Genomic DNA, 14089 nt, shown 5'->3' on the forward strand with positions numbered 1-14089 from the left:
TACTGCTCCTGTTAAAGAGAGATGTTTTTTTCTGTTTTTGCGTCAAAGATATGGCATTTATCCATATCAAACTGGAAATAAACGGTACGGTGCAGTCCGTTCTCAATAATGGGACGAGCTTCATCAGAAGGCAGACGGCAGGTCAACTCGAAGTCATCGACTTTGACGTACATAAAGAACTCATGCCCCATATTTTCTACCCGCACTAATTCACCCTGAGAGTGATGGGTGGTGAAAGGCGCTTGTGACATACGAATAAATTCCGGACGCACGCCGAAGAAAACTTTTTCTCCGCTGTGTGCCGCTACTTTTCTTTGTTGGGAAGGATTTAATACCAGCGTATATTGACCCACCGTCAGGCCAATTTGCCCCTCGGTTTCTACCAGTTTACTCGGCTTAATATTCATCTCCGGCGCGCCAATAAAACCGGCGACAAACATATTGACCGGATAGTGATACAAATTGTCTGGCGTATCGACCTGCATAATATGACCCAGTTTCATCACGCAGATTCTGTCACCCATGGTCATAGCCTCGGTTTGGTCGTGTGTGACATAAACCGTGGTAGCAGCTTTACCGCTTTTCTTTAATTGCTTATGTAAATCGGAAATACGGATGCGCATTGATGCGCGCAATTTAGCATCGAGGTTCGATAACGGTTCATCAAATAAGAACACGTCCGGTTTTTTTACAATGGCGCGCCCCACGGCAACGCGCTGAGCTTGCCCACCAGAAAGTTGACGCGGCAGCCGATCCAATAAATCTTCTAATTCCAGAATTTTGGCTGCTTCGCTGACCTGAGTTTCAATTTGTTCTTTTGGTAATTTGCTGAGCTTCAGGCCAAAGGCCAGATTTTCTTTCACTGTCATATGTGGATACAGCGCGTAGTTCTGAAACACCATGGCAATACCGCGAGATTTTGGTGCCAGATTATTAACCACCCGATCGCCAATACGCACTTCCCCATCGCTGATGGTTTCCAGACCGGCCAACATGCGTAGAGTGGTGGATTTCGCGCAGCCGGACGGCCCGACGATAACCATAAATTCGCCGTCGTGGATGGTCAGATCGATACCGTGTACCGCTCTGAAACCGTTGGAATACACTTTGCCTAATTTGTTGAAAATGACTTCAGCCATGATAAATCCTCTTTTAACCTTTAATTCCGCTGCTGGTGACGCCCTGCACGAAATAGCGCTGAGCCAGGAAGAAAACAATGATGGATGGCAGAATGGAAATACTTGCCATTGCCAAAATCTCGTTCCACGGAGCGCCTTCCGTTACATCGATAGACATTTTCAGAGCCAGCGCAATCGGGTATTTATCGACGCTGTAGACATAAATCAGCGGGCCGATAAAATCATTCATTGACCACATAAACTGGAATAGGGCGACGGAGATAATGGCCGGTTTAAGAATAGGCACGACTACGTACCACAGCACTTGGAAGGAATTACAGCCGTCAATTTGCGCCGCTTCTTCCATATCACGCGGTACGCCGCGCAAGAATTGAATGAGCATAAAGACGAAGAATCCCTGAGTAGCAAAAGCTAAGGGTAAATACAGAGGTAAATAACTGTTCAGCATGCCCATTTCGCGAAACATTATGTATTGCGGGATCAACAGCACGGTACTTGGCAGCAACATGGTGGTAATCAACGTAGCGAACCAGAACTTTTTCCATGGAATATCGAAGCGGGCAAAACCGTAGGCGACGATAGTAGAGGAAATAATGGTCAGAATAACTTTCGGGATGACGTATTTGAATGTGTTCAGCATATAATGGCCGAAATTATATTCAGTACCGGTTTTCCAACCATTAACAAAACCGTCTTTCGTTGCGTGCTCTGGCCATAGTCCTAAAGTCGTGAAGATCTCGTTATTCGGTTTAAATGCGGCGGAGAACATCCATAATAATGGATACAACATTAATAACCCGACGATAATTAACACCACATAACGGAGGGCCGCACTTATTTTTTCTTTTCGCAATGTCCGGCTGATTTCTTCAGCGGCGCTTTGCTGTGTAGCTGACAGATTTTCTGATTGAGATCGCGGGTTTTGTTGGATATCAGTCATTTTTTCCTCCTTTATCGGCGGAGTAGAACACCCAATATTTCGAAGATTTAAAGGCAATCGAAGCGAATAAAGCAACAACCAAGAATAATATCCAGGCCAATGCGGCACCGTAGCCCATGTCGAAATATTTAAATGCGGTGTCATAAATATAAAGGGAGAATAAATAAGTGTAGTGCGTTGGCCCGCCACCGGTAATAACGTAAGGGGCAGTAAATTCCTGGAAGGCCTGAGTGGTTTGCATAATAAAGTTAAAGAAAATAACCGGTGTAATTAATGGCACCGTGACTTTCATAAACATTTGCCATTTAGAGGCACCGTCTATCATGGCGGCCTCATACTGAGACTGAGGAACGTTTTGCAATGCTGCGAGGAAGATAACCATGGCGGAACCAAACTGCCAGACGCGCAGCAGTGTTACCGAGGTTAACGCCAAAGAAGGTTCGCCGAGCCAGTTAACCGGATCAAAGCCAAGCACGCCAATAAAGCCGTTCAATAAGCCGTCGATGGCAAATAGCGCACGCCACAGTACCGCAATGGCCACACTGCTACCGAGGATTGACGGAATATAAAAAGCGGTGCGAAAGAAGCCAATGCCTCTTAACTTAAAATTTAGGACAAATGCAATGCCTAAAGCGAAGGCCAGCTTTAATGGAATCGTCAAAAATACATAGGCAAATGTAACGCCCATGGATTTCCAAAATAAATCGTCCTCAGTTAGCATATGACGATAATTCTCTATCCCATTAAATACGGGCGGATTCATAAGGTCATATTCAGTAAAACTGAGAAAGAAAGATGAAACAAAGGGGAATGCCGTGAAAACTATCAATCCTATTATATAGGGAGAGATATAGGCTAACCCCAGCATTCTGTTTTCATTCATAATGCTTACCTATTTTATTAAAAGAAAAAGCTAAATTGTCTGACTCAAAAGAGTCGGGTAAATGAAATCGATATCGTAAATTACGTTATTGCTGCCATTCCTTTGATAGTCCCCGTGGATGTACCCACCATTAGTCAACAATACCGGCACTTCGGCTAATTTATTTTCTTTGGCAGCAATTAAGGTTAATAACGTTAAAGCAATAGGATCATCGATGCGGACATAGCGATGTTGTGCAGACTCAACAAATAATCCCCGATGGTAGTGCTGTTTAAATAATGTTTTCCCTACGCGCCAGGCGAGATTAAACAATTGTTGATCCTGGCAATGCTGCGCCAGCTCTATGAATGCTAAAAGTAAATAAGGGGAGGCTGCCGGTGGCTCAATCGCTAATAGGGTAGTGTGAAAAGGTCTCTGTTTTAATTCGACCAAATTTAAGCGTTTCAAAATAACGCTGATTAGGTCGAACAACTCATCGTCGTTGCTTAAACGCCAGGCGCGTACCAGTGGCAATAAATAATCAGGATTTAAAGGACAGGGTTTGATTTCGCAGCCTTTTGAACCGTAATAACCGTCTCTGGGAAGAATATAGCCAGTCATATCCTGACCGTCGATCCACAAGGGGCGCAGAGTATTACTTTTTAGATCATAGGCAAAGCGATAGTAATTTTTGAGTCCTTCAATGACCCATTTTTCCATTTCTGCGTCGGGATGTTGACGCAGAATATCCAACATTGCCAGTGGGTTATCCACTAGTAGCGGGCGCATATCGCGGAATAATACATTGGCTTCTCGCGCTAGATAGCCAAATTCTGCGCCAAACTGACGCGCCGCCCGATCGCCATACCAAGACTGAGTTTGGTTATCATCTGCGGGGATCGGCTGGCGTTGCAACGGTGAGCTGAATTGATAGGCAGGTAAACCGGTTTCAGGGTGACGTGCCAGAACGTATTGACGATATAAATGTTTTCCCCAGGCCGCAGCCTGATCATCGCCAGTGAAGGCGGCATATTTAAAGGCGGCATAGATCAGATCGGTGCCGGCGTTGACAAAGGTTAATCCTTTGGTTTCAGGCAATTGTGGCCAGAGCGCGGGATCGACAACATCGTGGCGCGGATGTGCAAAAACCTGTGGGTCTCGTATTTTGCTGTATTCACCGTGGCGACCTAAATCCAGCGTTTTCCAATCGTCAACGTGTGCATGCCAAAATCCTTGTATGAAATTCAGCGTGGATTCACGATCGATTTCTGCTAAAAAATCATAATAAGGAAGGTGGTGCTTAAGCTCATGCACCAATGATTTTGATGCTGGCCCTTCGGAACTCAGGGTATCCAAGTGAAAGAAGTGGTGCCCACCCCAGGCAAACAGGCCGCTGGCGGTATGAACGCCATGCTGTAAGAAATAGCGCGTTTGGATTTCTGCTCGTTGCCGGTACTGTGGGTCATGAGTTACCTGGCTGAGCGCTGTCAGGGTTCGCAGCCAATTTTGCTGGCTGGCAAAATTCGAAATAGGCACCCGACGACCATCAGCGAATTGCCAGCACACCGGCTGATGGGTTACCACATCGAAACCGTCGGCTAGCAGCGGGGTGGGATGAATCTGGCTTTGACCAAGAGTTTGCACTGAATCTGCATGCTGGCGAATCGCCGTCAGCCACTGTTTGATGTCTGCTTCGCTGCCTTTAATGTCGCCTGCAAAATGCATCGCCGTCACCTCTTGGTGGAACCAAATTACAGTTCCTTATAAATAGAAACATCGTTTCAATACATTATATTTGGATTTATTGGCGAGTCATTGAGCGAATGATAAAAGTGTGATCTAAGTTGGAACGTTGTTTTGATTTTTTTAAGCGATGAGTTTTAGGCTGCAAGTGATTCAAGAGTTTTACTTTTAAATTAATGATATATAATAAGAAATATACGGTGTTAGGAGTGGCGGTATTATTTCGCGCAGGCGAGAAGCTTTACAATAACTTTAGTGTATTGATTGTAATCATAATCATGCTTTCGTTGTGAGACAGATCGTGTCCATTGAATTTAGGCAACACAAAAGCACAGCGTTGCGCGCCGTGCCTATGAAGTTTATTCGTCAGAATTAGCGAGCTAACCAACCACCATCCACGGCGATAGTGTAGCCACTAATATAATCGGAGGCATTGGACGCTAGGAATACCACCGGCCCCATCAAATCACTCGGTAAACCCCAGCGAGCGGCAGGGATTCGATCCAAAATCTCTTTGCTACGTTCTTCATCTTTACGTAATTGCTGAGTATTGTTGGTCGCCATATAACCAGGGGCTATAGCATTGACGTTAATATTGTATTTGGCCCATTCATTTGCCAGCAAGCGGGTCACGCCCATTACGGCACTTTTTGAGGCGGTATAAGAAGGAACGCGCACGCCTCCCTGGAAAGACAACATTGAAGCTACGTTGATGATTTTGCCGCCGGTTTCCTGCTTGATAAATTGGCGGGCGACCGCCTGTGACATAAAGAACACCGTTTTGATATTTACATTCATCACATCATCCCAGTCTTTCTCACTGAAATTGATGGCGTCTTCCCGGCGAATAATTCCGGCATTATTGACTAAGATATCGATTTTGCCGAATTCAGCGACCGCTTGTTCCAGTATCCCCGGAATACAATCAATATTGCTAAGATCGGCGGTCAGGCTATAAAAACGGCGGCCTAATACAGTTATTTTCTGAATGGTTTCCTGAGGTTCAACAATATTAACGCCGACAATATCGCAGCCCGCTTCCGCCAGACCAATAGCCATACCTTGGCCCAAACCAGTATCACAGCCGGTTACCAGTGCAACTTTACCTTTCAAATCAAAGGAATCTAAAATCATAGCTGAAGTCTCTTTTCATGCGGTTTATTGATGGCCGCGATAGCAAGATCATGAAGAGAACCGGTATTTCCCAGCTCTCCAATCGGTCAATATTCCATTTGGACAATTTTTAACGTAGGTCACTCACCGCGATGTGGTCCATATCGCCAAAGACCTGATTTTCGCCCACCATGCCCCATATGAAGGTGTAGCGCTTAGTACCCACACCTGAGTGAATAGACCAGCTTGGCGAGATAACGGCTTGTTCGTTGTGAACGAGCAGATGGCGAGTTTCCTGCGGTTGGCCCATCATGTGGAAAACGGCCGTTTCTTCATCCATATCGAAATAGAAATACACTTCCATACGGCGATCGTGGGTATGGCACGGCATGGTGTTCCACAGGTTGCCCGGAGCCAGTTTGGTCAGACCCATTGTCAGTTGGCAGGTTGGCAATACGTCCGGCACGATATATTTGTTGATGGTACGGCGGTTACTGGTGGCATCGTCACCCAGTGTTTGCGGTGCGGCTTCTGCCAGCGTGATTTTTTTGTTGGGGTAAGTGGTGTGAGCCGGTGCGCTGTTATAGTAAAACTTTGCCGGTTGAGTGCTATCTATGCTACTGAACTCAACGTTTTTCGCACCTTTCCCGACATATAAAGCTTCTTCGTTAGCAATTTCGTAAGTCTGATCGTCAACCACAATCAGGCCTGGCCCACCGATGTTAATCACGCCCAGTTCACGCCGTTCCAGGAAGTAGCTCACGCCGAGCTGTTTCCCCACGTCATCCCCAATGCTGACGGTTTGGGTCGCCGGCAGAACTCCCCCGACGATGATGCGGTCAATGTGGCTATAGGTCATGGTGTAATCATCTGCGACAAAAATCTTTTCAATTAAGAATTCGCGGCGCAGGCCAGCGGTATCGAGTTGTTTGGCGTGGTCGCTATGAATGCTTTGACGAACTTGCATGTCAGTGCCTCTCTTTCAGAACAGTATCTTAGATGGGTAAGCCCGCAGGAGAAACGCAGTGTGCCGTTGAGAAAGGGCTTCTAGTACGAAGCTTTTTTCTTTCTTTAGCCAGCTACGTTTCTGGTGATGTTGAGGATAATAGTTCGTGTGGGATGACAATTCAATAAAAATGGAACTATGTTTTATTATTTTTTTGAGTGATGTCATGAATTTTGGTTTTTCCCCGCGATTTACACCTTTGGTGCCAGTAGAATGCAAAAGAATTCGCGAGCTGGCCGTGGTTTAACTGCGATAGGCCGATTTAACTTCATGAGGGTGCAATGATGCATATGTTCTTTATCAATGATGAAACTCCGTGGGAAGTACTAGGAAATGGGATCAAGCGAAAGGTGATGACCTGGAGCGACGAATTAATGATGGTTTGCGTTCATTTCGATAAAGGCGCAATTGGTGTGGCGCATCAGCATGATATTCATGATCAAATCGCCTATGTGGCGGCGGGAAGTTTTGAGGTAGAAATTGACGGACAAAAACGCATCTTAAAGGCTGGAGACGCCTATCGGGCGGTAAAATATGAAATGCACGGTGCGGTGTCTCTGGAAGCTAATAGCATGCTAATCGATACTTTTTCACCGAAACGTGCCGATTTCCTGTGACACAAAGGATCGCTTAGGAATGCTTTCCGAAGAGATAAATGAAGTGATGGGGAATGAAGGGGGAACTTTCCCCCTTAATCTGCCACATTATCAACCAGAGTTAGCAGTTAAATCGGGCGGCGTAACGAGAATATTTATCTGTACGATGATTTAATGCGAGAAGCGTATTGTCCAGAATTCTGCCATCTTCCTAAGCCTATAAGCCTATAAGCCTATAAGCCTATAAGCCTAATAAAGCGTTAAGCTGGGTTAAGAAATGTCTTCAACCCGAAGTTCCTCTAACGAATCCAGCTGGATATCTGCCAGCGCCCAGCGAGGATCTTCACGTAGCTCTGCCGCAGGAATGACGATAGAACGCATTCGCGCAGCTTTGGTCGCTATCATGCCGTTAAACGAATCTTCCAAGGTCACGCATTCCAATGGGTCAACGCCCAGCTCAGCGGCGGCGTTCAGATAAACTTCAGGGTGCGGCTTGCTGTAAGGCAGATGTTCTGCGGACATCAAACAGTCAAAGTATTTCTCCAATTCGAACATGGCTAATACTTTTTGCTGCATCACCAGTGGGGACGCTGACGCCAGACCGATTTTCAACCCCTGACGGCGACACAATTGCAGCGCGTATTCAACGCCGGGAAGTAGAGGGCGGGTTTGCTCCACCAGTTCAATAGAGCGGGCAATAATTCGACGGCAGACTTCCGCTTCGTCGGGGCCTTGCCAAGGTTGGGTTTTGTACCACAGCTTAACCACCAAATCGATGCGTAGCCCCAGAGTGTTGGGCAATTTGTCTCTGGACGTGGTATCCAGCCCCAGTTCACTGAATATATCTAACTCGGCTTGGAGCCAAAGCGGTTCGGAATCAATCAGTAAACCGTCCATATCAAAAATAGCGGCTTTTATCGGATGCAGATTAGCCATCAATCATCGCTCCTGTCGGTTGGAGATATAAGAGAAACACACTGTAGCATTGTGCTGCCGTTACGCTAAAACTATTGCTGCGCGTTGTTTCGCAAAACCGCCTGAAACTGGGTTTGCAGCACGCAATTTGCCTGTAATGATAAATAAATTGAGTTTTTCCCATAAGAACATCCATTCGCTGGGGATTAATAAGCTAGGCTTGGATGACGCAGATCGATGATTATTACGGTGAAATCATTGCACACCTGACAGAAAGTACGGGTAAACTGTACCAATAAAGTGTGGCACTCATAAGGGGAACTCATGACGTATCAACAGGCTGGTCAGGTCGCTGTGGTCAAAAGGATTGCCGGCTGGCTGGTATTTATTCCGGCACTACTATCGACGCTGATCTCAGTGATTAATTTTGTCTATCATTACAGCGAAAAAACTGCGGGTGTAAATGCAGTAATGTTGGATTTTATCCATGTTATGACCGATATGATCCGTTTTAACACCGGTTTTTTGAACATATTTTGGTTTAACTCGCCGGTGCCTAGTCTGGATGCGGGGTTCTCTGGTGCCAATATCATGTTCTTTATCATCTACATGCTGATTTTTGTTGGTTTGGCACTACAGGCTTCCGGCGCTCGGATGAGTCGGCAGGTCAAACATATTCGCGAGGGGATTGAGGATCAGCTGATTCTGGAGCAGGCCCGTGGCAGCGAGGGGCGGACTAGAGCGCAATTAGAAGAAAAAATCGTTGTGCCGCGACACACTATTTTCTTGCAAGTGTTTACCCTCTACATTCTGCCAATCATTATCGCTGCGGTGGCTTATTTTGTTATTCAGCTACTCGGCGCGATGGCCGCGGGCTAACTATCTTGCCTGAAATAAACACTGTGTCTGAAATAAAAAAGCCTGTATCCGCGAGGAACAGGCTTTTTTAACGGCTAATAGCGATTTATTCAGGGTGTAACAGTTGTTCTACCGCTTTTTGCGCGGCAACCAAATGTTGACCACCAAATAGGTTACTGCGGTTTAATAAATAGTAGAGCTGATACAGCGGTTGCCGTTCAATAAAACCGCTTGGCAGTGGCCAAACGCTTTGATAACCATCATAAATTTGAGCCGGAAGGTCGGGGTAGAGCGGTAGCATGGCGAGATCGCATTCTCTGTCACCCCAATAGCAGGCGGGATCAAAGATAACGGGGCCATTGGCGCTGGCGGCGCAGTTAGCAGGCCAAAGATCGCCGTGTAAAAGGGAAGGCTGCGGCTGGTGGTTTTGTAATTTCGCCTGAACTAAGGCAATGATTTCGTCAATATCCCCGAAAATCATGCCTTTCTCTGCCGCTAGCTGTAATTGCCAGCCAATACGTTGCTCGGCAAAAAATTGTGCCCAGCGCCGTTGCCATCCGTTCGGCTGGGGTGTGGTAGACAGATCGTTATCGAAATCAAGGCCGAACTGTAGCTGTTCACTCCATTGATGCAAATGTGCCAACTGCTGCCCCAGACAATAGGCTGAGTGCACATCCAGAGATTTGAGTGGCAAATACTCCAGTAATAGGAAGCTGCTGTCGTCGCGATCGCTACCAACGCCGTAAACCTGCGGAACACGGACTGTTTTACTGCGAGCGAGCAGGGAGAGCTGATCGGCCTCGGCGGTAAAAATAGGCAACATATCCCGACGATCGCATTTGACGAATACATCTGTATGACCATAACTAAGTCGCCAAGCTTGATGAATATCACCGCCGGGCAGTTCGGTACGCTCACGCACCTCGGCATCGCCGAGTTGTTCGCTTAGTAGACGATTCACTGCTTGCCACATGATTCACCTCCTCAGAGCTGCCAGTTATATCATTAGGTTAACGTCTTTACCGTGTAAAAAACAGGAGCTGGCGCACAGGGATACACTCGCCGAAAACCTCAGATCAGTTTCAGGGGTGAATCTATCGAGCGTCGAAAGGAGGAATCCCGCGCCGCTCAAGAGCAACGCGGGATAAAGTACGCGTGGAACAATTATAGCAGCTTAGTTTTAGGCTCACCGTCAGTGCTATTTTGTCCTACTTTACCCAGAGGACGGGGGCGTTTAACCGGTTTAAAATGGCTGTATATTAGCGCCGCAACAAAGAATAAAGCTTGAACGATAACGATGCAGGGGCCGGTGGCTCCATCAATATGGAAACTGATCAAGGTACCCAACACGCAGGCGATAACCGACACTAACGTTGCCACAATCAGCATTTTATCGAAGCTGCGGCATAGCATAAATGCAATGATGCCTGGCGCAATCAGCATGGCGATCACCAGAATGACCCCGACGGCTTGCAAAGAAGCGACGATAGTCATGGCTAACAGGCACAACAAACCGTAATGCAGCAATTTAACTGGCAAACCTATTACTCTGGCGTGATTAGGATCGAAGCAATACAGCATGAAATCTTTGCGTTTCAGCAACACGACCAGCAGCGTTATCGACGCAATCCATAGGGCCTGTTTCAGTTCATCCTGCGTAATGCCTAACATATTACCGAATAGTATGTGGCTAAGATGTTGATCGGTATCCATACGGGAAAATAGTACGATACCAAAAGCAAACATGCCTGAAAAAACGATGCCCATCACGGTATCTTCTTTCACCCGGCTGTTATCTTTCAAATAACCGGTGGCTACCGCGCAAAAAATACCGGAAACAAAGGCGCCTATGGCTAAAGGAATGCCTAGCCAGAATGCCAGCACGATGCCGGGTAATACCGCATGAGAAATCGCGTCTCCCATAAGCGACCAGCCCTTCAGTACCAGATAGCAGGACAATACGGCGCACACTACGCCGGTAACGACCGCTGCCAGAATGGCGCGCTGCATAAAGGGATAGGCAAAAGGCTCGCTGAGCAGGGTAAATAGAGTATTCATAGGCTATCTCCCTGCGGTTTTACCGTGCTGTTGCGCTTTCTGCGAATGCGAAAACGCGTTGCCAACAGGCCGTGTTTGGGAGCAAAGACAAACGCCACCAGGAAAACTAACGTTTGTAGCGTTACAATTACGCCGCCGGTTGCCCCATCCAGATAGAAACTGAGATAAGCCCCGAAAGCGCTGGTTAACGCGCCGATAGCGATGGCAAGGATTAGCAAGCGACCAAAGCGGTCTGTCAGGAGATAAGCGGTGGCGCCGGGGGTGACGACCATGGCTATCACCAGAATAGCGCCGACAGTTTGTAATGCCGCTACGGTACAGGCGCTTAGCAAGGTGAAGAACAGAATTTTCAATCGTAGAGGAGAAATCCCGATCGACATCGCATGGTTTTCATCGAAAAACACTGCCAGCAGATCTTTCCAAATCACGCACAGAATAACGAAAGAAACCAGAATGATAATTTCGACCTGCAATACATCTTCATCGGCGATACCGAGGATATTACCGAAAATAATGGATTGAACGTTCACCGAAGTTGGGTTGAGGGAAACAATCAACAGCCCGACGGCAAAGAAGGTCGAAAATATAAAACCAATAATGGCATCTTCCCGCAGCCGTGTGATGTGGCGCACTAGCGTCATGGCAAGCGCGGCCAGCATACCGGTAAAGAATGCGCCAGCGGCGTAAGGCAGGCCGAGAGCATAGGCTCCAGCCACGCCCGGCACCACCGAGTGGGAAAGAGCGTCGCCCATCAGCGACCAGCCTTTGAGCATCAGATAGGCGGAAAGAAAGGCGCAAACCGCTCCCACGATGGCGCTGACCCAAATAGCCTTTACCATGTAGTTGTAATTAAAGGGTTGTAACAGAATTTCCAGCATTAGGTTTTCTTCTCCTTTTGCTGACGCTGCGCCGGCGGGCTGTCTTTGGTCTGACCATAGAATACTGCCGGACGTTCATCATCGGTAATCACCGTCACGGTACGCGGATCGTTATCATCGTGCAGATCGGGACCGGATAGGTTGATATGGCGCAGGACGCCGCCGAAAGTGATCTCCAGATTCTTTTGGGTGAAGGTGGTTTCAGTCGGACCCGCGGCGAGTACGGTCTGGTTGATCAAAATAACGTGATCGCAAAATTCCGGCACGCTACCCAGATTATGCGTCGATACTAAAATCAGATGCCCTTCGTCACGCAGCGCCCGCAATAGATCGATAATGGCATTTTCGGTCTTTACGTCGACGCCGGTAAAAGGTTCATCCAGCAGTAAAACCGAACCTTGTTGTGCCAGCGCCCGGGCAAGGAACACGCGTTTCTTTTGCCCGCCGGAGAGTTCGCCAATTTGCCGCGAGCGCAGCGCGGTTAGTCCCACGCGCTCAATGGCTTTATTTACAATAACCCGATCCTGACGGTTGGGAATTCGCAAAAAATTCATTTTCCCGTAACGGCCCATCATTACAACGTCTTCCACTAATACCGGGAAATTCCAGTCAACTTCCTCGGTCTGCGGCACGTAGGCAATGATATTTTGTTTGAGTGCATGAATAACCGGTTTCCCGCTTAGTTGAACGCTGCCTTCAGTGGGTTTGACCAGCCCCATAATACTTTTGAATAAGGTTGATTTACCGCTGCCGTTCACGCCCACTAATGCGCAGATAGTTCCCCCGTCCAGGGTAAAACTGGCATTGTGGATGGCCGTATGGCCGTTGTTATAAGTCACAGAAACATCATCGACTATCAGTTCAGGACGAACAAAATCCGCATTAATCATTGGCCAAATCCTTCCGCAATCGTGTTCACGGTGGTATTGATCAAGTCGATATAAGTCGGCACCGGGCCTGTCGCATTCGACAATGAGTCAACATAAAGCATTCCGCCGTATTTGGCGTCGGTTTCTTTAGCGACTTGTCTGGCGGGTTTATCCGAAATGGTACTTTCGCTAAACACGACCGGAATTTTATTGGCGCGAACGATATCGATAACCCGGCGAACCTGCTGTGGAGAGCCTTGCTCCTCGGCGTTGATTGGCCACAGATACACTTCTTTGAAGCCATAATCTTTAGCCAGATAGCTGAATGCACCTTCACTGGTGGCCAGCCAACGCTGACCCGCTGGGATTTTGTCTAAACGTTCGCGTAGTGGGGTATCCAGCGCGCTAATTTTCTCTGCATAAGCTTTGGCGTTACGGTTATAAGTTTCCGCATTAGCCGGATCGTGTTTTTCCAGAGCTTTACGGATATTATCGATATAAATCAGAGCATTGGTAGGAGACATCCATGCATGAGGATTAGGAATGCCTTTATAAGGCCCTTCGCGAATAGGCAGCGGTGTAATGCCTGCGGTGACAACGACGGATGGAACGTCTTTCACATTCTCAAAAAAGCGGTTAAACCAGCGCTCAAGATTCATCCCGTTCCAGAGCACTAGATCGGCCGACTGAGTTTTGACGATATCTTTTGGCGTTGGCTGGTAATCATGAATTTCAGCGCCCGGTTTGGTAATGGATTCGACGATAGCGGCGTCACCGGCAACGTTTTGCGCAATATCCTGAATGATCGTGAATGTCGTTACGACCTTAAACTTCTTTTGGGAGGTCGGATTATTTGTGGCGAACGCGGTAGTACTGACAAATGAGAATAATGCCAATAGCGCAAACAGGGTAAAACGGCGTAAAAACATGTTCCCGGTGTAAGTCAAAGCAGGCAGAGAGGTTTTTTTATACTGATATAACATTGCGATGCTCCCTTTTATAAATGAAAATGATTATCAATATCATTTGGTTTTAAGTCAAGTATCACCATACAATAAAGCTAAGTTTACTGATAGTTACGTTATATCACCTGATTATTATGTTTATAATCG

General features: G+C 47.1%; 14 protein-coding genes. 2 read left to right on the forward strand and 12 right to left on the reverse strand.

What is annotated here, in order from left to right; genetic code table 11:
• Nucleotides 1-11: 11 nt before the first annotated feature.
• From DBA33_RS15970 to kduI, 6 genes are all read right to left on the reverse strand, one after another.
• On the reverse strand, nucleotides 12-1139 hold the full coding sequence (locus tag DBA33_RS15970; protein WP_064518072.1) for an ABC transporter ATP-binding protein: 1128 nt from the start codon (nucleotides 1137-1139) through the stop codon (nucleotides 12-14).
• Nucleotides 1140-1152: 13 nt separating this feature from the next.
• Entirely contained in the window at nucleotides 1153-2079 is a 927-nt protein-coding gene (locus DBA33_RS15975) for a carbohydrate ABC transporter permease (protein ID WP_064518074.1), read from the reverse strand.
• A complete protein-coding gene (locus tag DBA33_RS15980) occupies nucleotides 2072-2962 on the reverse strand; it encodes a sugar ABC transporter permease (protein WP_049600619.1) in 891 nt (296 codons plus the stop codon). Before DBA33_RS15980 ends, DBA33_RS15975 begins: the two co-directional genes overlap by 8 nt.
• 30 nt (nucleotides 2963-2992) lie before the next feature.
• Entirely contained in the window at nucleotides 2993-4666 is a 1674-nt protein-coding gene (locus DBA33_RS15985; RefSeq protein ID WP_064518076.1) for a pectate lyase, read from the reverse strand.
• Nucleotides 4667-5056: 390 nt separating this feature from the next.
• Complete coding sequence (gene kduD, locus DBA33_RS15990; protein WP_064518078.1) at nucleotides 5057-5818, reverse strand: 2-dehydro-3-deoxy-D-gluconate 5-dehydrogenase KduD; 762 nt, start codon at nucleotides 5816-5818, stop codon at nucleotides 5057-5059.
• Nucleotides 5819-5927: 109 nt separating this feature from the next.
• Nucleotides 5928-6764 (reverse strand): 5-dehydro-4-deoxy-D-glucuronate isomerase, encoded by an 837-nt coding sequence (kduI, locus tag DBA33_RS15995; protein ID WP_120806809.1) that lies wholly within the window; start codon nucleotides 6762-6764, stop codon nucleotides 5928-5930.
• Between the two features lie 323 nt (nucleotides 6765-7087).
• On the opposite strand from kduI, the gene DBA33_RS16000 reads away from it, so the two are divergent.
• Complete coding sequence (locus DBA33_RS16000; RefSeq protein ID WP_064518574.1) at nucleotides 7088-7420, forward strand: cupin domain-containing protein; 333 nt, start codon at nucleotides 7088-7090, stop codon at nucleotides 7418-7420.
• 249 nt (nucleotides 7421-7669) lie between these two features.
• Here the strand turns inward: DBA33_RS16000 and hxpB are convergent, their stop codons facing one another.
• Nucleotides 7670-8335, reverse strand: a complete 666-nt coding sequence (gene hxpB, locus DBA33_RS16005) for a hexitol phosphatase HxpB (RefSeq protein WP_064518082.1) — start codon at nucleotides 8333-8335, stop codon at nucleotides 7670-7672.
• Nucleotides 8336-8638: 303 nt separating this feature from the next.
• Here hxpB and DBA33_RS16010 point away from each other — a divergent pair, with 303 nt between their 5' ends.
• Nucleotides 8639-9193: a YniB family protein gene (locus DBA33_RS16010; protein ID WP_064518083.1), complete on the forward strand. Its 555-nt coding sequence runs from the start codon at nucleotides 8639-8641 to the stop codon at nucleotides 9191-9193.
• Nucleotides 9194-9278: 85 nt separating this feature from the next.
• On the opposite strand, the gene DBA33_RS16015 is transcribed toward DBA33_RS16010, so the two are convergent.
• The 5 genes from DBA33_RS16015 to DBA33_RS16035 form a co-directional block, all read right to left on the reverse strand.
• Nucleotides 9279-10145, reverse strand: a complete 867-nt coding sequence (locus tag DBA33_RS16015) for a fructosamine kinase family protein (RefSeq protein WP_064518088.1) — start codon at nucleotides 10143-10145, stop codon at nucleotides 9279-9281.
• 191 nt (nucleotides 10146-10336) lie between these two features.
• Entirely contained in the window at nucleotides 10337-11230 is an 894-nt protein-coding gene (yfeD, locus tag DBA33_RS16020; RefSeq protein ID WP_064518091.1) for an iron/manganese ABC transporter permease subunit YfeD, read from the reverse strand.
• Complete coding sequence (yfeC, locus tag DBA33_RS16025) at nucleotides 11227-12108, reverse strand: iron/manganese ABC transporter permease subunit YfeC (protein ID WP_120806810.1); 882 nt, start codon at nucleotides 12106-12108, stop codon at nucleotides 11227-11229. Before yfeC ends, yfeD begins: the two co-directional genes overlap by 4 nt.
• The gene (gene yfeB / locus DBA33_RS16030; RefSeq protein WP_064518095.1) at nucleotides 12108-12998 is read right to left on the reverse strand and encodes an iron/manganese ABC transporter ATP-binding protein YfeB; all 891 of its coding nucleotides are present in this window, start codon (nucleotides 12996-12998) and stop codon (nucleotides 12108-12110) included. Before yfeB ends, yfeC begins: the two co-directional genes overlap by 1 nt.
• Nucleotides 12995-13906: a metal ABC transporter substrate-binding protein gene (locus tag DBA33_RS16035; protein WP_276148129.1), complete on the reverse strand. Its 912-nt coding sequence runs from the start codon at nucleotides 13904-13906 to the stop codon at nucleotides 12995-12997. The genes yfeB and DBA33_RS16035 overlap by 4 nt, the downstream gene beginning before the upstream one ends.
• Between the last annotated feature and the right edge of the window lie 183 nt (nucleotides 13907-14089).

The sequence above is a fragment of the Yersinia sp. IP36721 genome (assembly GCF_003634395.1).
GTDB classification, from domain to species: Bacteria; Pseudomonadota; Gammaproteobacteria; order Enterobacterales; family Enterobacteriaceae; genus Yersinia; species Yersinia entomophaga.